Annotated in this window: 16 protein-coding genes, 1 tRNA gene and 1 riboswitch; of the genes, 6 read left to right on the top strand and 11 right to left on the bottom strand. The window is 72.1% G+C overall.

The features are described 5' to 3' along the window. Window positions 1–230: 230 nt before the first annotated feature. Window positions 231–2,846 (bottom strand): UvrD-helicase domain-containing protein, encoded by a 2,616-nt coding sequence (locus AC0VXQ_RS02370; RefSeq protein ID WP_279752044.1) that lies wholly within the window; start codon window positions 2,844–2,846, stop codon window positions 231–233. A 322-nt stretch (window positions 2,847–3,168) separates the two neighbouring features. On the opposite strand from AC0VXQ_RS02370, the gene AC0VXQ_RS02365 reads away from it, so the two are divergent. Further along, on the top strand, window positions 3,169–3,762 hold the full coding sequence (locus AC0VXQ_RS02365; protein ID WP_475528990.1) for a hypothetical protein: 594 nt from the start codon (window positions 3,169–3,171) through the stop codon (window positions 3,760–3,762). 15 nt (window positions 3,763–3,777) lie between these two features. Here the strand turns inward: AC0VXQ_RS02365 and AC0VXQ_RS02360 are convergent, their stop codons facing one another. Both AC0VXQ_RS02360 and AC0VXQ_RS02355 read right to left on the bottom strand, forming a co-directional pair. After that, on the bottom strand, window positions 3,778–5,331 hold the full coding sequence (locus AC0VXQ_RS02360; protein ID WP_475528987.1) for a DHA2 family efflux MFS transporter permease subunit: 1,554 nt from the start codon (window positions 5,329–5,331) through the stop codon (window positions 3,778–3,780). A gap of 88 nt (window positions 5,332–5,419) precedes the next feature. Continuing rightward, a tRNA-Arg gene (locus tag AC0VXQ_RS02355) sits at window positions 5,420–5,492 on the bottom strand. A 74-nt stretch (window positions 5,493–5,566) separates the two neighbouring features. Here AC0VXQ_RS02355 and AC0VXQ_RS02350 point away from each other — a divergent pair. Continuing rightward, the gene (locus AC0VXQ_RS02350) at window positions 5,567–6,538 is read left to right on the top strand and encodes a DUF4031 domain-containing protein (protein WP_196825928.1); all 972 of its coding nucleotides are present in this window, start codon (window positions 5,567–5,569) and stop codon (window positions 6,536–6,538) included. On the opposite strand, the gene AC0VXQ_RS02345 is transcribed toward AC0VXQ_RS02350, so the two are convergent. The 5 genes from AC0VXQ_RS02345 to AC0VXQ_RS02325 all read right to left on the bottom strand — a co-directional run bounded on the left by AC0VXQ_RS02345 (window position 6,486) and on the right by AC0VXQ_RS02325 (window position 10,563). After that, on the bottom strand, window positions 6,486–6,704 hold the full coding sequence (locus AC0VXQ_RS02345) for a hypothetical protein (RefSeq protein WP_055684265.1): 219 nt from the start codon (window positions 6,702–6,704) through the stop codon (window positions 6,486–6,488). The two genes, AC0VXQ_RS02350 and AC0VXQ_RS02345, sit on opposite strands and share 53 nt — an antisense overlap. Before the next feature lie 212 nt (window positions 6,705–6,916). After that, on the bottom strand, window positions 6,917–7,846 hold the full coding sequence (locus AC0VXQ_RS02340; RefSeq protein WP_231377047.1) for a C40 family peptidase: 930 nt from the start codon (window positions 7,844–7,846) through the stop codon (window positions 6,917–6,919). Window positions 7,847–8,046: 200 nt separating this feature from the next. Next, window positions 8,047–8,628, bottom strand: a complete 582-nt coding sequence (locus AC0VXQ_RS02335; protein WP_061225813.1) for a C40 family peptidase — start codon at window positions 8,626–8,628, stop codon at window positions 8,047–8,049. Between the two features lie 7 nt (window positions 8,629–8,635). Then, a riboswitch (cyclic di-AMP (ydaO/yuaA leader) is annotated at window positions 8,636–8,787 on the bottom strand. A gap of 446 nt (window positions 8,788–9,233) precedes the next feature. After that, entirely contained in the window at window positions 9,234–9,857 is a 624-nt protein-coding gene (locus AC0VXQ_RS02330) for a thymidine kinase (RefSeq protein WP_055684262.1), read from the bottom strand. 10 nt (window positions 9,858–9,867) lie between these two features. After that, on the bottom strand, window positions 9,868–10,563 hold the full coding sequence (locus AC0VXQ_RS02325; RefSeq protein WP_055684261.1) for an iron-dependent transcriptional repressor DtxR: 696 nt from the start codon (window positions 10,561–10,563) through the stop codon (window positions 9,868–9,870). 218 nt (window positions 10,564–10,781) lie between these two features. Here AC0VXQ_RS02325 and serC point away from each other — a divergent pair, with 218 nt between their 5' ends. After that, complete coding sequence (serC, locus tag AC0VXQ_RS02320; protein WP_279752046.1) at window positions 10,782–11,906, top strand: phosphoserine transaminase; 1,125 nt, start codon at window positions 10,782–10,784, stop codon at window positions 11,904–11,906. Window positions 11,907–11,930: 24 nt separating this feature from the next. Here the strand turns inward: serC and AC0VXQ_RS02315 are convergent, their stop codons facing one another. The 3 genes from AC0VXQ_RS02315 to AC0VXQ_RS02305 form a co-directional block, all read right to left on the bottom strand. Beyond that, window positions 11,931–13,229 (bottom strand): MFS transporter, encoded by a 1,299-nt coding sequence (locus AC0VXQ_RS02315; protein ID WP_064724910.1) that lies wholly within the window; start codon window positions 13,227–13,229, stop codon window positions 11,931–11,933. A gap of 101 nt (window positions 13,230–13,330) precedes the next feature. Further along, on the bottom strand, window positions 13,331–13,942 hold the full coding sequence (locus tag AC0VXQ_RS02310; protein WP_081101674.1) for a DUF3027 domain-containing protein: 612 nt from the start codon (window positions 13,940–13,942) through the stop codon (window positions 13,331–13,333). 5 nt (window positions 13,943–13,947) lie between these two features. Continuing rightward, entirely contained in the window at window positions 13,948–14,328 is a 381-nt protein-coding gene (locus AC0VXQ_RS02305) for a cold-shock protein (protein WP_058730420.1), read from the bottom strand. A gap of 281 nt (window positions 14,329–14,609) precedes the next feature. Between AC0VXQ_RS02305 and AC0VXQ_RS02300 the strand changes: the two genes are divergently transcribed. From AC0VXQ_RS02300 to AC0VXQ_RS02290, 3 genes are all read left to right on the top strand, one after another. Next, window positions 14,610–14,882, top strand: coding sequence for a hypothetical protein (locus AC0VXQ_RS02300; RefSeq protein WP_081046051.1), 273 nt, complete (start codon window positions 14,610–14,612; stop codon window positions 14,880–14,882). 88 nt (window positions 14,883–14,970) lie between these two features. Continuing rightward, a complete protein-coding gene (locus tag AC0VXQ_RS02295; RefSeq protein WP_055684257.1) occupies window positions 14,971–15,678 on the top strand; it encodes a response regulator transcription factor in 708 nt (235 codons plus the stop codon). A 75-nt stretch (window positions 15,679–15,753) separates the two neighbouring features. Next, window positions 15,754–17,184 carry a sensor histidine kinase gene (locus tag AC0VXQ_RS02290; protein ID WP_196825952.1) on the top strand — a complete coding sequence of 477 codons (1,431 nt, stop codon included), beginning with the start codon at window positions 15,754–15,756 and terminating at the stop codon, window positions 17,182–17,184. Window positions 17,185–17,224 lie beyond the last annotated feature (40 nt).

Raw genomic sequence — 17,224 nt, 5'->3', positions numbered from 1 at the left:
CGCCCCTAACCTGGGGGTGGGGCCCCTCCCCCTCCGCCCGCTCGCGACCCGGCGCTCCCGTACCCAAACGCCTCCTCCCCGCAGGTGAGGCGGCGCGTCCGTTCCCAAACGCCCCACCCCACCCACGCGAGACGGCGCATCCGTTCCCAAGATCGGCGTCTATGGGAACGAATGCGCCGGGTCGGTGAGGATCAGGGGGGGGAGCACGGACCCCGGGACGATGCCCGGGGCTAGTCCAGGGGTTCGATGGGCGCGTAGCGCAGCAGCAGCCGCTTCTCCTCCGCGCCGAAGCGCACCTTCGCGACCGTCTTGTCTCCGGAGCCCTCCAGGGCGATCACCTTCCCGCGGCCGAAAGTCTTGTGCTGCACGGACTGACCCACGCGCAGCGTCGGGATCTCCTTACCCTGCTGCACCCGGGAGGCCTTCGTGGCGCGGGAGCCCAGGGCCGGGGAGCCGTCGATGTCCCCGGAGAACCCGGCATCAGCGCTGGCCGGGGCGGGTCGACGCCGGGCGGAAGACGACGACGTCGGGCCGGACCCGCGCCCGCCCCAAGACGAGGACTCCGCCCACGAGCCGCCCCGCGAGCGCCCACCGAATCCACCAGACCCGAACCCCGAACCGAACCCGCCGGCCCCGTGCACCGGGGAGCCCCAGCCGGCGCGCATCGAGCCCAGCCGCTTCCACTCCACGAGCTCCTCCGGGATCTCCTCCAGGAACGGCGAGGGCGGGTTGAACTGGGACTGGCCCCACATGGAGCGGGACTCCGCGCGCGTCAGGTACAGCCGGCGCATCGCCCGGGTCAGCCCCACGTAGGCCAGGCGCCGCTCCTCGGACATCTCCGCCTCATCGGTCAGGGCCCGCTGGTGGGGGAACAGCCCGTGCTCCATCCCGGTGAGGAACACCACCGGAAACTCCAGGCCCTTCGCGGTGTGCAGGGTCATCAGCGTGACCACACCCTGCTCGCGGGCCTCGGCCACCTCGCGGGCCACCTGGGCCGCGGAGACCCCGCCCTCCCCGTCCTCGTCGGCGGCCTGCGCGCGGGGGCGGTTGGGGATCTGGTCGGCGTCGGCCACCAGGGCCACGTGCTCCAGGAACTCGGCCAGCCCGGCGTCGGGATCCTCCGCCTGGAACTCCCGGACCACGGCCACCAGCTCGTTGAGGTTCTCCACCCGGGACTCGTCCTGCGGGTCCTCCGAGGTGCGCAGCGCCTCCAGGTACCCGCTCTGCTCCAGCACCGCCTCCAGGCAGGTGGCCGGGGACTCGGTGGCCGCGATCTGCGCCAGATCATCCATCATGGACACGAACGCCAGGATCTTCTTCGCCCCGGCCGAACCCAGCCCCGGGGCCTCCTCGGCCCGGCGGGCCGCGGCGAAGAACGAGATCCGCTCCTGCTGCGCCAGATTGGCGATGGCCCCCTCCGAGCGGGCGCCGATGCCGCGCTTGGGCTCGTTGAGGATGCGGCGCACCGTGATGTCGTCGTCCGGGTTGAGCAGGGCGCGCAGGTACGCCAGGGCGTCCTTGATCTCCTTGCGCTCGTAGAAGCGGGTCCCGCCGACCACCCGGTACGGCAGACCCACCCGCATCAGGATCTCCTCCAGGGAGCGGGACTGGGCGTTGGTCCGGTAGAACACCGCCACATCCCCGGCGGCGATGCCCTCCTCATCGCGCAGCCGGTCGATCTCCTCGGCAATGAACCGCGCCTCGGCGTGCTCGTTCTCCGCGACGTAGCCGACGATCGGCTCCCCGTCCCCGGAGGCCGTCCACAGCTTCTTCGGGCGACGCTGCGGGTTGCGCTCGATCACCGCGTTCGCCGCGGAGAGGATGGTCTGGGTGGAGCGGTAGTTCTGCTCCAGCAGGATGGTGCGGGCGTTCGGGTAATCCCGCTCGAAGTCCGTGATGTTGCGGATGTCCGCCCCGCGGAAGGCGTAGATGGACTGATCCGAATCCCCCACCACGGTCAGCTCCGCCGGGCCCGCGGCCTCCGGGTACGGGCTCGCCTTCCCTGCGACCGCACCGTTCGACGACCCGCCCGACGACGCCGCGGCGTCGGCCCCCACCAGCTCCCGCACCAGGGCGTACTGCGCGTGGTTGGTGTCCTGGTACTCGTCCACCAGGATGTGCCGGTAGCGGCGGCGGTAGAACTCCGCGACCTGCGGGAAGGCACGCAGCAGGAAGACGGTCTGGGAGATGAGGTCGTCGAAATCCAGGGCGTCCGCGGCCCGCAGCCGACGGGTGTACTCGCTGTAGATCCGCGCGATCGTGTGATTCCACTCGTCGCCAGGGGACACGGATGCGGCGTTGGCTTCGGCGTCCACCAGCTCGTTCTTCAGCGCGGAGATGCGGTTGAGCACGGCCTTGGGGGCGAAGCGCTTGGAATCCAGCTGCATCTCCTTGGCGATCAGGGCCACCAGCCGCTGGGAGTCCGCGGCGTCGTAGATGGAGAAGCTGGACTTCATCCCCAGGGTCGCGGCCTCCCGACGCAGCACCCGCACGCAGAAGCTGTGGAAGGTGGAGATGGTCATCCGCCGTGCCTTCTCCCCCACCAGCTCGACGACGCGCTCGCGCATCTCCGCGGCGGCCTTGTTGGTGAAGGTGATCGCGAGGATCTGCCCCTCGTGGGCCCGACCGGTGGCCAGCAGGTAGGCGATCCGGTGGGTGAGCACGCGGGTCTTGCCGGAGCCGGCGCCCGCCACGATCAGCAGCGGGGACCCGGCATGCACCACGGCCTCGCGCTGCTGGTCGTTGAGCCCCTCCACGAGGGCCTGCGGATCCGCTCGCGGGGCCGGTTCGGCGGGCCGGGCGGAGGCGTCGGGGCGGAAGAAGGAGGTGTCGCGCAGAAAGTCCATGGCGCCTCCCAGTCTAGGCGAACACGTCTTCGAAGGAACCGCCGATCCACGCCCCCGCCCGACGCCGGCACGCGGGTTCCGCCGCGAAACCGCCCGCCGTGCCCGGGCCCCGGGCCTCCAAGCGTCCGGGCGTGCGGCGGGGCCAGCCGACCGCGGCCATCGCACCATAATGGGGAGCATGGGTATGTCCGAAGGCCAGAAGAAGCGCAGATACGGTGCATCCGCCGTCCCGTCCGGCGGTGAGGGGAATCGGACCCCCGGAACGGCGGGGCGCTCCCGCGGTTCGGCCCAGCCCACGGGCCGCAGCAGCACCCGAACTCCGGTGGCCCCCGGCACCTACCGCCGCGAGGACCTCGCCCCGCGCCCCGGCTCCGGGTCCTCCCTGGGCATCATCATCGGGGTGCTCACGACCATCGCGGTGCTGCTGTTCTGCTACGTGACCTTCCTCGTGCTGCCCGGCATCGGCCGCGCCTACGGGCTGACGCTGCCGGAGCTGCGGATCACGGGCTTCGACCGGGAGCAGATCGCCGCGGCCGCGAGCGCCCTGGGCGATCAGGGTCGGGAGGACTACCGCTGGGTGCACCGCTCCTCGGGTCTGCTGATGCCGCTGTTCATGGCCCTGGCGTGGTTCGCGATGCTGGGGCAGTCCGTGCACACCCGCGCGGTCCGCTGGGCGCTGTGGTCGGTGCCCCTGGCCTTCGCCGTCGTGGTCCTGGCCGGCGGTCACGCGATCGACGCCGCCCTGGCCGATTCCACCGACGGCCCGGTGGCGCTGGCCTCGGGGCTGGTCATCGCCCGGTGGGTGCTCACCGCGGCGCTGCTGGCCCAGGCCGCGTGGATGCTGGCGCACCTGGTGCGCACCAAGCTGGACGCCTTCGCCCGCGGGGAGCTGCCGGGCCAGCAGCCGACCCCCTGACACCGGCGCGCGGGCTCAGCCCTCGGAGGCCGTGCGCGGGGAGACGCGCCGGAACAGCAGCGCCAGCACCGCTCCCACCAGCACGGCCGCGGCCGGCAGCAGCATCGCCTGACCCATCGCCGCGGCGTAGCCCTCGTGCAGGAACGACGGCAGCGCTCCACCGGCACCGGCCGCCGCCTCACCCGCACCACCGGCGCCCGCACCGCCCGACGCCGCCCCGACCCCCGGCAGGTGCGCGGCCAGGCGGTTCTGCATCATCATCGCGATCAGCGCAGAGCCCAGCACGGAGCCGACCTGCCGCGTCGTGTTGAACACCCCGGAGCCCGCGCCGGCCCGGGCGGGAGCCAGGTCCCGGGTCGCGGTGATGGAGACCGGGGACCACATGAACGCCCCGCCGACCCCCATGACGAAGCTGGGCACCAGCAGCAGCGCCACCGCCGTGTCCGGGTCCATCAGCAGCCAGTACAGCACCAGGCCGACGCCGTTGAGCAACAGCCCGCCCACGGCCATCAGCGGGGCGTTGCGCCCGGTGATGATCCGCCCGACCAGCGGGGCCAGCACCCCGGAGACCACGGCCATCGGCGCCAGCATCAGCGCGGCCTGGGTCGGGCTCATCTGGCGCACCAGCTGCAGGAAAAGCATCAGCGGCAGCGCGAAGGAGGAGATCATCAGCCCCACGAGGGTGATCACGGCGTTGCCCACGGAGAAGTTGCGGTCCCGGAACAGCCCCAGCGGCACCAGCGGCTCGGCGGGGGTCACCCGCTGCCACAGCACGAAGACCGCCAGGATCACCGCCCCGCCGATGATCAGCTCGGGCACCGTCACCGGCCCCCAGATCGGACCCCAGTCGTACCCGTGCCCCTCCTGGATGCCGAACACGAGCAGGAACATCCCGACGGCGCTGAGCAGCACACCCACCCAGTCCATCGAGTGCGCGTGCACGGGCAGGGACGGCACGGCCCGGGCGGCCCGCCAGAACGCGAAGATCCCGACCGGGATGTTGACGAAGAAGATCCACTGCCAACCCAGGGAGTCCACGAGCAGCCCGCCGGCGATGGGCCCGGCCAGATTCGCGACGCCGGCGGTCGCACCCCAGATGCCCAGGGCAGGCCCGCGCCGCTCGGGCGGGAACAGGCGGGTGATGATGGCCATGGTCTGCGGGGTCATGATCGCAGCACCCAAGCCCTGGAAGACACGGGCGAGGATCAGGGAGGCGATGGACCCGGAGAACCCGCACCACAGGGAGGCCAGGGTGAACACGGTGAGCCCGGTCAGGTACAGCCTCTTGGGGCCGAAGCGATCCCCCAGCCGCCCGGTGATCAGCAGCGGCACCGCGTAAGCCAGCAGATAGGCGCTGGTCACCCAGACCACGGCGTTGATGTCCGCGTCCAGGTGGCTCATGATCGCCGGCATCGCGGTGGAGACGATCGTGGCGTCCACCAGGATCATGAAGAACCCGATGACGATGGCCCACAGCGCCCGCCAGGCCTGCGCCGTCTCCGGGTCACGCTCGGGGGCCGCGGCCCCGCGGGTCCGGCGATGGCGCGGCGGGGTGCTGGCTGGGCTCACGGAGATGCCTTCCTTCGCGGAACGGGAGATCCGGCGTCGGATTCCGGGGCGCGCAGATGCACCGGGGCGCCGAGAGGCTGGCGGAGAGTGCCCCCGAGTGGATTCGAACCACCGACACCGGCTTTAGGAGAGCCGTGCTCTATCCCCTGAGCTACGAGGGCGCGGATGCCCACTCTACCCGCCCCGCCTTTCCCCCGCGGAATCCCCTCCGGGTCCGCGTGCCAGACTGGTGGGCATGGCTGTGCTGATCGATCCCCCGTTGTGGCCGGCCCACGGCACCGTCTTCTCCCACCTGGTCTCGGACCGGGATCTGACCGAGCTGCACGCACTGGCCGCGGCCGCGGGGATCAGTCCGCGGGCCTTCGACCGGGACCACTACGACGTCCCCGCCCACCGCCGCCAGGAGCTGATCGAGCTGGGGGCTCAGCCGGTCAGCGCGGCGCAGCTGACCCGCCGCCTGCGCGCCAGCGGCCTGCGTATCCCGGCCCGGGAGCGCCCGGAGCGGATCCGCGCGGGGCTGCTGCGCGCCTGGGATCGGGCCTTCCCGGCCTGGGCCGGACACGGCGGCGCGCTGCTGGCCCGGTGGGAGGAGGAGCATCGGGCCTATCACGACTCGGTGCACCTGCGGGAGGTCCTGGAGCGCCTCGACGGGCCGCTGGCCCCCGAGCGGGAGAAGGATCGGACGGTGCTGGCGCTGGCCGCCTGGTACCACGACGCCGTGTACCGGGGCGCTCCGGGAGCGGATGAGCAGGACAGCGCCGCCCTCCTGGAGGAGGAGGCGCGGCACCTGCCGACGGGCGAGGGGGCGCCGTCGTCGGAGACCGTGCGCCGGGCGGCCGCCCTGGTCCGCGCCACGGCCGCCCACGCCCGCTCGGCGGAGGCGGACCCACTGTGGCCGGCGCTGCATGACGCGGACCTGGGGATCCTGGCCGCGGACCTCGGGCGCTACCGGCGCTACGTCGAGGGGGTGCGCCGAGAGTACGCGCACGTGCCGGAAGGGCAGTTCCGCACCCGCCGGGCGATGATCCTGCGGGAGCTGATCGGCGGGCCCCACGTGTTCCTGACCCCCGCGGGGCGGGCGCGGTGGGAGGAGGCGGCCCGAGCCAACGTGAACCGGGAGCTGGCCGAGTTGGAGGGAGGGTCCGCCCCGAGGCTCAGCGGCCCCGGCGGCGGTAGAGGATTCGGGAGCCCAGCAGCCCCAGGATGATGCCCACGCCCCCGACGATCGAGACCCACATGGCGGGGTTGCCGAGGCTCAGGGACAGCAGCAGCCCGATGACGATGCCGGGCACCGCGCCGGCCACCATGCCGACGGCCATGTAGAGGAATTCCTGGTCGCTGCGGGACTTCGGGGGTTCGAACTGGGTGGACATGGTCCTCATGGTAGTCGGGCCCGCCGTCGGGCGAAGACGACGACAGCGGCTCCCGCTGGTCGTCGAGAGCCGCTGCGCGCTCCGCCTCAGGGACCCTCGCGGGCCCGGGCGGAAGGGGTGGGATCCGTGCCGCGCACCGGGCGCGGGAGGGACCCCGGGGAGGAAAGCGTCGGGCCCCGCGTCCGGATATGTGCCGGACGCGGGGCGGGTGCTCACCGGTCCACGTGGATGAACACGGGAGCGGAGGCCGCGGGCAGGTAGGCGGAGAACTCGGCGGTGGTCCCGCCCTCCCAGCCGCCGTGGATGGCGCGGCCGTTGCCCAGGTAGATGGCCACGTGGGAGCCGCCGAAGCCGTTGGAGGCGTAGTAGATGATGTCGCCGGGCTTGGCCTCGGAGGCCGAGACGGTGTGGCCCAGGCTCAGGTAGTCCTTCGGCCAGCCGTGGAAGTTGATCCCGGCCGCGCGCAGGGAGTTGGTCACCAGCGCGGTGCAGTCCTGGTGCCGGCCCAGCTGGGCGCGGGCGGCCTTCACGACGGCGTCGCGGTTGTAGCTGCCCTCGGAGGCCACCGGGGCGTCATCGGAGGAGGAAGCCGGGGCGGAGGACGCCTGGGCCTGGGCAGAGGTGCCGGTGGAGCGCTGGGTGGAGCCGGTCGCGGTGGTGGTGGAGGCGTTCTGCACCACCGGGGCCGCGGCGTCATCCTGCTGCTTCTGGGCGGTCTGGGCCTGCTCCTGACGCTGCTGCTCGGCCTTCTCCTCCTGAGCCTTCTGCTCGTCGGCCTGGCGCTGCTCGGCTTCGCGCTGCTGCGCAGCCTGCTCCTCGGCCTTCTTCTGCGCGGCCTCGGCCTCGCGGCGGGCGGTCTCCTGGGCGGCCTTCTGCTCGGCCGCGGCCTTCTGCTCGGCGGCGATCTGCTCGTGGGACTTCGGAGCCACGGCCGGGCGGACCAGGCTGGCCGGCACGTAATGCTGGCTCGGGGTGTTCACCGCGTCCAGGGAAGCCACGGGGGTGGCCTGCGCGGTGTTCTGGACCTCGGGGGCGGCGTCGGCGCCCTGGGCGAGGACGATGCCGCCGACCATCAGGCCGGACAGGGTCAGCACGCCGGCGGCGCGGGCGGAGTTCTTGGACAGCAGGGCGGAGGAGGCCATGGGGACCCTTCTGCGGAGGAGGAGCGAGGGAGGGTGAGCCGCGGGCCCGGGCGACGATGCGCGGGCGGCGGCTCGATCAGCGGCGAGGGATGGCCGCGGAAGAAGAGATGAGGTGCGAGGGGTGATGCGCGCGAGGCGCCCGGCGGCGTCAGCCGGTCGGGCGCCTCGCGGGATCTAGCGGCGGCCCGGAAGGGCTGCGATCACAGGGCGGTGAAGTAGCCGTCCACGGGCATCATGCCGCCGCCGTCGACGGCGGTGATCTGGGTGCCCTGGCTCGGGTTCAGCGCGGAGATCATCTTGCCATCACCGAGGTAGATGCCCACGTGGGAGTACCCGTTGGTGAAGACGATGTCGCCCGGCTGCGGGGTGGAGGTCTGCTTGAGCTCGTTCTTCATCGCGTGGGTGTAGGCGGTCAGGTTGATGCCGGACTGCTTGTACACGTAGGAGACGAAGCCGGAGCAGTCCCAGGCCTTGTAGGACTTGCCGCCCCAGACGTAGGCGCCGCCCTGGCCGGCCTCGGCGTCGGCCACGATCTTGGCGTGGGAGCCGGTGGCCTGGGTGCTGGCGGAGGTGTCCACCGTGTTCTGCGCGGTGTAGGTGTTCTGCGCGGCGTACTGGGTGGAGGACGCGGTGGGCTGGGTGTAGGTGGTGGCCGCGCCGGCGTAGGCGTTGGCGGGGGCCACGGAGCCCAGGACGACGGCGCCGGCGGCGGCGGCGATCCCGGTGTTGCGCAGGGCGTGGGACTGGGTGGCTGCGCGGTGACGAGCGGTGCTCTTTGCCATGGTGTTCTCTTCCTCCCTGGTGCCTGCGAGGTGAGCTGTCGGGTTCGGATGGGAGTCACCCGGCCGTCCGGATGGACGACTTAACCCCGAGGGCTCTTCCGCGTGGGAAGAACCCGTGATTGGGTCCCCCGCCTCTGCCGAAGTCAGTGTTCGTTCTCGGTACTGATGGACAGCGGCAGAGCTCGGCGCTCCGTCCATCAGGTGCCCGTTTCGACCAGTGCTGGGCACGTCCACGAGAGTACACACACCCGTGACCAAAAGTCACGTTTTGGTCACGACCGGCCGCCGTCGTTCCCGCCGCGAGCCCCGGCGAGCGGCTGGGCCGTCGACGACGGACCACGCTCGCGATCCCCGAAAAACCGTGCTGACCAGGAGAAACGCGACCATCGCAAGAAGTCCTCGATCGCCGTGGGAGCGGCCCCGCGGCCGGTGCGAACAAACCTGTGGATTCCCTCACGCAGGGTATCTCACCTCCACAGGGGCGGCTCGCGGACCCGGAACGGCCCACGCCACGGTGTCGCGGGTCACGCGGTGACCCCGAAGATCACGATTCGGTCACGATGACGGATCGGCCGACGTCGCCGCTTCGTGATCCGCGGCGGGGCTCAGTCCCCCAGGCTCCCGCCGGTCTCCCGCAGGTAGCAGGCGGCGCACAGGGACTCGTAGGACACGCTCGCCCCGTCGATGGCCACCTGCTGGCCGGAGAACACGAACCGCTCCCCGATCCGACGCCCGTTGAACAGGGCCTTGCGCCCGCACCGGCAGATGGTCTTCAGCTCCTCCAGGGAGTGGGCGACCTCCAGCAGCCGGGCGGAGCCGGTGAAGGCGCGGGTGCGGAAGTCGGTGCGGATGCCGTAGGCCAGCACGGGCACCCCGTCCAGCACCGCGATGCGCAGCAGGTCATCCACCTGGGCGCGGGTGAGGAACTGCGCCTCGTCCACCAGCAGGCACGCCACCGGCGGCAGATCCACGGCCAGCATCGAGCCGTCGTCCCGGCCCTGGGCGTGGTGGGCGAATACCGCGCGGGCGTCGTCGTGCGGGCCCAGCAGGAAGCTGACCTCCCGCCGCACCCCGAGCCGGGAGACGATGCTGCCCTCCCCCTTGGTGTCCACCCGGGGCTTGGCCAGTAGGACCCGCTGGCCCCGCTCCTCGTAGTTGAAGGCCGCCTGCAACAGCGCGGTGGACTTGCCGGAGTTCATCGCGCCGTAGCGGAAGTACAGCTTGGCCACCGGTCCCGGATCAGGCTCCGCGCTTGAGGATCAGGTGGGTGCTCACGGACTCGTCCAGGTCCAGGGAGTGATCCTGGCCCTCGGCGCGCACCCGCACCGCGCCCTCCACCGGCTGGATGGTCACCACCGCGCCGGGGTGGATCCCGGCCTGGGAGAACTGCTGCAGCAGGTCGATGTCGGTCTGGATGGTCTCCGGCAGGCGCGCCACGGTGAACCGGTCGGTCTCCTCCGCGTCCTGCGCGGCGATGCTCACGGGCACGGTCTTGGGGTCGTTGGCCTCGCTGCTGAGCCCCAGGACCTCCAGGCCGGGGATCGCGTTGCCGTACGGGGAGTACTTGGGGGAGTTCAGCAGCTCGACGAGCCGGCGCTCCACCCGCTCGCTCATCACGTGCTCCCAGCGGCAGGCTTCGTCGTGCACGTGGGCGAAGTCCAGGCCGATGACGTCGGCCAGCAGCCGCTCGGCCAGCCGGTGCTTGCGCATCACGGCCACGGCCTTCTCCCGACCCTCCTGGGTCAGCGACAGGGAGCGGTCCTTCTCCACGTGGACCAGGCCGTGGCGCTCCATCCGGGCGACGGTCTGGGAGACGGTGGGGCCGGAGTGGTCCAGGCGCTCGGCGATGCGCGCGCGCATCGGGGTGATGCCCTCCTCCTCCAGCTCCAGGATGGTGCGGAGATACATCTCCGTGGTGTCGATCAGGTCGGACATGGACGCGAGTGTCCCTTCTGCGCTGCGGACGGGCGGACGGTGTGTGTGATGCGTCCATCCTAAGCGGTCGGCCCTTCGGCCCCGTCCAGCATCCGGCCATCTTTCACCGCGGGAGGACGCACCCGGGGCCGGCGGGCCACAATGGGGAGGGTCACCGTCGCCCCTCTTCGGCCCCACGGCCGGCCTCGGGGCGCGTCCCCCGAGCGAAGAGAGCCATCGTGACCGCCGAACCGACCCTGCCCCCCGAGATCCTCCCGCGCGACGGACGCTTCGGCGCGGGCCCGTCCAAGGTCCGCCCCGAGCAGGTGCGCGCCGTCGATTGCGCCGGCAGCACCCTGCTGGGCACCTCCCACCGGCAGGCCCCGGTGCGCCGGCTGGTGGGGCAGATCCGGGAGGGACTCACCCAGCTGTTCGAGCTGCCCGAGGGACACGAGGTGGTGCTGGGCAACGGCGGGGCCACCGCTTTCTGGGACGCCGCGACCTTCCAGCTGGTCCGCGAGCGGGCCGCGCACCTGAGCTTCGGGGAGTTCGGCGCCAAGTTCGCCCACGCCACCGACGCCGCCCCGCACCTGGGGGCCTCGGAGATCATCACCGCACAGCCCGGCACCCGCCCGGACCCGCGCCCGGTGGAGGGGGCCGACGTCTATGCCTGGCCGCAGAACGAGACCTCCACGGGAGTCGCCGCCCCCACCCGGCGTCCCGACTTCCTCACCCCGGACCAGCTGTTGCTGATCGACGCGACCTCGGCCGCCGGCGGGATGGCCGCGGAGGTGGCCAGCACGGATGCCTACTACTTCTCCCCGCAGAAGAACTTCGCCTCCGACGGCGGACTGTGGGTGGCCGCGCTGTCCCCCGCGGCACTCGAGCGGATCGAACGGATCAGCGCCGCCGGGCGCTGGACCCCGGCCTCCCTGGATCTGAGCACCGCGGTGGCCAACTCCCGGAAGAACCAGACCTACAACACCCCGGCGATCGCCACACTGGTGATGCTGGCCGAGCAGATCTCCTGGATCAACGACCAGGGTGGCCTGGCCTGGGCGGCCGCGCGCACCCGGGAGTCCTCGGACCTGGTCTACGCCTGGGCCGAGGCCAGCGAGGTGGCCCGCCCGTTCGTGGCCCGGGAGCAGGACCGCTCCACGGTGATCACCACGGTGGACTTCGACGACGCCGTGGACGCCGCCAGGATCGCGGGGATCCTGCGCGCGCACGGCGTCGTGGACGTGGAGCCGTACCGGAAGCTGGGACGCAACCAGCTGCGCATCGCGACGTTCACCGCGATCGAGCCGGCGGATGTGCAGGCGCTGCTGGCCTGCATCGATCGCATCCTCGAGCAGATCCTCTGAAACTCCGCCCGGGATGTGCCCGGGTCACCGCGGTTCCTGGATCTCCAGGGCCGCGGTGATCGGGTGGGTGGCCGGGCCCAGCTCCGGCTCCTCCTCGTCGCGCTCCACACGCCAGAAGCCGCGCCTGGAGCGGTCGAAGGTCAGGTGCAGCTCCTGCGAGCGCCAGTACCAGACCAGGCCCACCAGGGCCGTCAGCAGCCCGGCCACCACGGCCACGCCCAGGCCCCAGCGGGCGCCCAGGACGTCGTTGACCAGGCCCACCAGCGGCGCCCCGATGGGCGTGCCGCCGAGGAACACGGCCATGTAGATGCTCAGCACCCGTCCGCGCATCGAGGGGCGGGTGGTGACCTGCACGTAGGCGTTGGCCGAGGTGATGAAGGTCAGCGCGGCCAGGCCCATCGGCACCAGCACCACCGCGAAGACGATGACGTTCGGGGCCAGCGCCCCCGCCAGGCAGGTCAGCCCGAAGGCCCCGGCGGAGCCGAAGATGAAGCGCAGCCGAGGCCGGTCCCGGCGGGCGGCCATGAGCGTTCCGGTCACGGAGCCGATGGCCATCGTGGAGGAGAGGAAGCCGAACTGGTCCGCCCCGTAGCCGAACTCGCTGGTGGCCATCGCGGCGATGTTGATCGCTGAGTTCATCCCGAAGGTGCCCACCAGGAACGCCCCCACGATCACCGCGAGGATGTCCGGGCGGCGGCGGATGTAGGCCAGGCCCTCGCGCATCCGGGTGTCCTCCCGGGAGACCCGGGGCATGGGCCGCAGCCGGGCGACGTCGATGCGCGCGATCGCGAGGATCATCGCCAGGAACGTCACCGTGTTGATCAGGAACACCCAGCCGGGCCCGACGGCGGCCACCAGCACCCCGGCCACGGCCGGACCGAGCATGCGCGCGACGTTGAAGGAGGTGGAGTTCAGCGCGACCGCGTTGGGCAGGTCCCGGTCCGGGACGAGGTTGGAGACGAACGTCTGGCGCACCGGGGTGTCCAGGGCGGTGACCACCCCCAGGGCCAGGGCGAAGATGTAGACGTGCCACATCTGGGCGTGCCCGGAGAGCACCAGCAGCCCCAGGCCCAGCCCCAGCAGGGCCTGAGCCCCCTGGGTCCAGAACAGCACGCGACGCCGGTCCAGGCGGTCCGCCAGCACCCCGGCGTAGGGGGCGAGGAACAGCTGGGGCACGAACTGCAGGGCCGTGACGATGCCCATCGCGGTGGAGTCCTCGTGGGACAGGGAGTTGAACACCAGCCAGTCCTGGCCGATGCGCTGCATCCAGGTGCCCACGTTGGACACCAGCGCCCCGGCGAACCAGATGCGGTAGTTGCGCACGCGCAGGGAGCGGAAGGTGCCCCCGCCGGCGGTCTCGGCTGTGGTGGTGCTCGTGTGCCCTCACCTCTCCTCTCGGCCCGGGTCCGGGGACCCGGGGTGGCTCACCGCCCGGCGGTCTGGGTCTCGGTGCTGTGCTGCTGGGAGGTCGCCTCGGCGGCGCCCGCCTCGGTCCGGCGGCCCTGCTCGGAGCCCTCACCATCGGCGGCGTCCTGCGCGGGGGTCTCCTGCTCGTCGGCCGACTGCTCGGTCGACTCGGCGCCGTCCTGCGCGGCGCCGCCCTGAGCGGCGGTCCCCTGATCGGCCTTGCGCTGCGCTGCCAGCTCCTCGGGACGCACCCGCTCGGACCAGGGCACCCACTCCGGGGAGAGCAGGGCATCGGGTCCGGGCAGCAGGCCCACCTCGCACACGGTCGCGGTCTTGGACCGCGGGGCCCGGGAGAGCGTGGCGAACCAGCTCCAGCCGCGGTAGCCCTTCAGCGTGCACTCGAACAGGTGGGTGGAGAGACGATCCTCCTCCCCGCGCACCTCGTGGCCCTCGCCGAGGGTCGAGGCGTCGGTGATCTCCAGGATCCCGGCGCGGGCGGTGTCCACGGCGGCGGCCAGCACCTCATCGGGGGTGGAGCGGCGCCGACGCCGGGGCTTGGCGGCATCGCCCAGCAGCGGCTGGGCCTCGGGTGTCTGTGTGCTCTCCTGCGCGTCGGTGCGCTCGGCCATCGGGCTCACGCGTCCAGCTCGTCGGCGACGGTGCGCAGGATCGAGGCGGTCTTGCGCCCCACCGCGCGATCCGGGTAGCGGCCGCGCCGCAGGGTGTTGGAGACCCCGTCCAGCAGCTTGATCAGGTCCTCGGTGATCACCGCCATCTCCTCGGCGGGCTTGCGGTGGTTCTTGACCGAGGAGGGCATCCGATCCAGGACGCGCGCGGACAGCGCCTGGGCGCCGCGGCGACCCTCGGCGATGCCGAACTCCAGGCGGGTCCCGGCGCGCACCTTCGCTCCGGTGGGCAGGGCGGAGGCCGGCAGGAAGACCTCCTGGCCGTCCTCGGCGGCCACGAACCCGAAGCCCTTCTGCTCGTCGTACCACTTCACTTTTCCGGTGGGCATGGTCTGCTTCCTTCGCTGCATCGGTGTCGGGGCGCGGGGAGGCCCCGAGGCGCTCCCCGGCGGGGGCGCGACGGCGCGTCGGGTTCCCCGGCGCCGTCCGGGCGGGGCGCGCCGCCGCCCTCGACCGGTGCATCCTCGCGGGTCCCTTCGGCGGGACCGGCGGACCGGGCGGCGTGCGGCGCGAAACGTCAGTATCGGTGTCGATCATACAGGGCGGCAGGGTCCCCGTCCCGGGCGTTCACCGTGGGCCGGGGCGCGCGCCGCACGGTACCGTGGTGCCCATGACCCGCTCCGCCTCACCGCAGCCCGCCGCCTCCGCCGACCCCGACCGCCGGGAGGAGACCGACTCGCGCGCCCTCGCGGTGACCGCCGCGGCCGGCGGGATCCTCGGGGTGCTGGCGGCCCTGGTCGGCGTCGGGATGCTGGTGGCCAAGGCCTTCGGCGCCCACCCGTGGCCCGTCATCAGCCAGATCCCGCTGCTGATGCTGCCCGTGGCGTTCCTGCTGCTGATGGCCGCGCTGGTCCTGGCCGTGCGGCGTCGTCGTCGGGTCTGACAGCGCCCGGAACCCGCCCGAGCCGCTCGCAGCGGATATCCGAGAGACGCTCAGGAATCCCCCAGGGACCTGCGGGACACTGACCAGCGTGAAGAAGACACAGCCTGAAGCCAAACTCCTGGTCGTCGACGACGAGCCCAACATCCTCGAGCTGCTGGCGACCTCCCTGCGCTTCGCCGGATTCGAGGTGGTCACCGCCTCCAACGGACGCGAGGCCCTGGACAAGGCCACCGCGGAGACACCGGACCTGGCGGTGCTGGACGTGATGCTCCCCGACATGGACGGCTTCACCGTGACCCGCCGGATCCGCGCGACCGGGCTGGTGTTCCCGATCCTCTTCCTCACCGCCAAGGACGACACCGAGGACAAGGTCACCGGCCTGACCGTCGGCGGGGACGACTACGTGACCAAGCCGTTCAGCCTGGACGAGGTCGTGGCCCGCATCCGCGCGGTGCTGCGGCGCACCCAGGCGCTGGAGGAGGAGGACTCCCGGCTGCGCGTGGAGGACCTGGTCCTGGACGACGACGCCCACGAGGTCTTCCGCGGGGACCGGGAGATCGACCTGTCCCCCACCGAGTTCAAGCTGCTGCGCTACCTCATGCTCAACCCCAACCGGGTGCTGTCCAAGGCGCAGATCTTGGACCACGTGTGGGAGTACGACTTCAACGGGGATGCCTCCATCGTGGAGTCCTACATCTCCTACCTGCGCCGGAAGATCGACAACGACAAGACCCAGCCGGCCCTGATCCACACCAAGCGCGGCGTGGGCTACCTGCTGCGCACCTCCAAGCACTAGCCTTCCGTGTCCGCCGTCACCGATCGGGTCCGCAACTCCCGGCTGGGGGCGCTGTCCCTGCGCACCCAGCTGGTCATGCTGACCGGGCTGCTGCTGGTCCTGGCCATCGCGGTGATGGGCCTGGTGTCCATCTCCGCGCTGCGCGCGCAGCTGGTCTCCCAGATGGATTCGGACATGTCCGCCAACGCCTCCTCCCTGGCCCGCTCCCTGGGTCAGCGCAGCGGCGGAGAGGACTCCGCGCAGGATTCGCAGTACGCCGCCTACCTGCTGGATGCCGACGGCAACGTGGTGGACTCCGCGAACACCTCCCACCTGGGCTCCACCCCCGTGCTCACGGGCTGGACCCACGACACCGTGGACCGCTTCTCCGGCCAGGGCTTCACCGTGCCCGGGGTGGGCGGGGGCACGCAGTGGCGGATCAAGCCCTTCTCCCTGTCCGGCACGGACAAGTCCATGATCGTCGCCTCCCCCCTGAACCGGGTGGAGCAGACCGTGGCGCTGGTGGGCATGCTGACCCTGGCCTTCGGGTTGGCGACGCTGCTGGCCGCCATCGCCCTGGGGTGGGTGCTGGTCACCCGCGCCTTCGAGCCGCTGGCCCGGGTGGAGCGCACCGCCGCGCGGATCGCCGCCGGGGACCTGTCCCAGCGCATCGAGCGGTACAACCCGCGCACCGAGCTGGGGCGGCTGTCCATGTCCCTGAACGTGATGCTGACCCGCATCGAGGAGGCCTTCGACGCCCGCAAGCGCTCGGAGGTGAAGATGCGCCGATTCGTCGGGGACGCCTCCCACGAGCTGCGCACGCCCCTCGTCACGATCCGCGGGTACTCGGAGCTGTACCGGCACGGCGCGCTGCAGAGCGAGGAGGACATCGCCAAGGCGATGAGCCGGATCGAGGCGGAATCCGTGCGGATGGGCCGTCTCGTGGAGGACCTGCTGATGCTGGCCCGCCTGGACGAGAACCGCCCGGGCGAGTCCCAGCGGGTGGATCTGATGGAGCTGGCCCAGGACGCCGCGGACGACGCCGAGGCCAGCGCCCCGGACCGGGTGGTGCGGGTGGTGGGCCTGGAGGACGGTCCGGCCCTGCCCGCCCCGGTCTTCGGCGACGAGGCCCGGCTGCGCCAGGTCCTGGCGAACCTCGTGACCAACGCGATCCGCTACACCCCGGCAAGCAGCCCGATCGAGCTGGCGGTGGGCGTGCAGCCCGGCATCGACGGCGGCTTCGTCTCGGTGCTGAAGGTCGTGGACCACGGCCCCGGCATCGAGGGCGAGGAGGCGGAGAAGGTCTTCCAGCGCTTCTACCGGGCGGACACCTCCCGGACCCGGGAGACGGGCGGGACGGGGCTGGGCCTGGCCATCGTCGCGGCGATCGTGGACCAGCACCACGGCACGGTGCGCGTCGAGCAGACCCCGGGCGGCGGGGCGAGCATGGTCGTGCGGATCCCGCAGCTGCGCACCGACGCCGACGGCGCCGCCCTGGATCCCCATTCGGGGGAGATCAGGGAATGATCGCGGGGTTCTCCACAGTACCCCGGTCCCGCGGGGCCCA

This window comes from Rothia sp. QJM3NY_36 (assembly GCF_056173115.1).
This window is presented reverse-complemented; position numbering and strand designations above follow the sequence as displayed.

What these genes read in the sequence shown, in the direction of transcription:
- AC0VXQ_RS02370 (WP_279752044.1), bottom strand. Translation starts at nt 2,846, where the DNA reads ATGGACTTTCTGCGCGACACCTCCTTCTTCCGCCCCGACGCCTCCGCC.
- AC0VXQ_RS02350 (WP_196825928.1), top strand. Translation starts at nt 5,567, where the DNA reads ATGGCTGTGCTGATCGATCCCCCGTTGTGGCCGGCCCACGGCACCGTC.
- AC0VXQ_RS02345 (WP_055684265.1), bottom strand. Translation starts at nt 6,704, where the DNA reads ATGTCCACCCAGTTCGAACCCCCGAAGTCCCGCAGCGACCAGGAATTC.
- AC0VXQ_RS02340 (WP_231377047.1), bottom strand. Translation starts at nt 7,846, where the DNA reads ATGGCCTCCTCCGCCCTGCTGTCCAAGAACTCCGCCCGCGCCGCCGGC.
- AC0VXQ_RS02335 (WP_061225813.1), bottom strand. Translation starts at nt 8,628, where the DNA reads ATGGCAAAGAGCACCGCTCGTCACCGCGCAGCCACCCAGTCCCACGCC.
- AC0VXQ_RS02325 (WP_055684261.1), bottom strand. Translation starts at nt 10,563, where the DNA reads ATGTCCGACCTGATCGACACCACGGAGATGTATCTCCGCACCATCCTG.
- AC0VXQ_RS02310 (WP_081101674.1), bottom strand. Translation starts at nt 13,942, where the DNA reads ATGGCCGAGCGCACCGACGCGCAGGAGAGCACACAGACACCCGAGGCC.
- AC0VXQ_RS02305 (WP_058730420.1), bottom strand. Translation starts at nt 14,328, where the DNA reads ATGCCCACCGGAAAAGTGAAGTGGTACGACGAGCAGAAGGGCTTCGGG.
- AC0VXQ_RS02300 (WP_081046051.1), top strand. Translation starts at nt 14,610, where the DNA reads ATGACCCGCTCCGCCTCACCGCAGCCCGCCGCCTCCGCCGACCCCGAC.
- AC0VXQ_RS02290 (WP_196825952.1), top strand. Translation starts at nt 15,754, where the DNA reads ATGCTGACCGGGCTGCTGCTGGTCCTGGCCATCGCGGTGATGGGCCTG.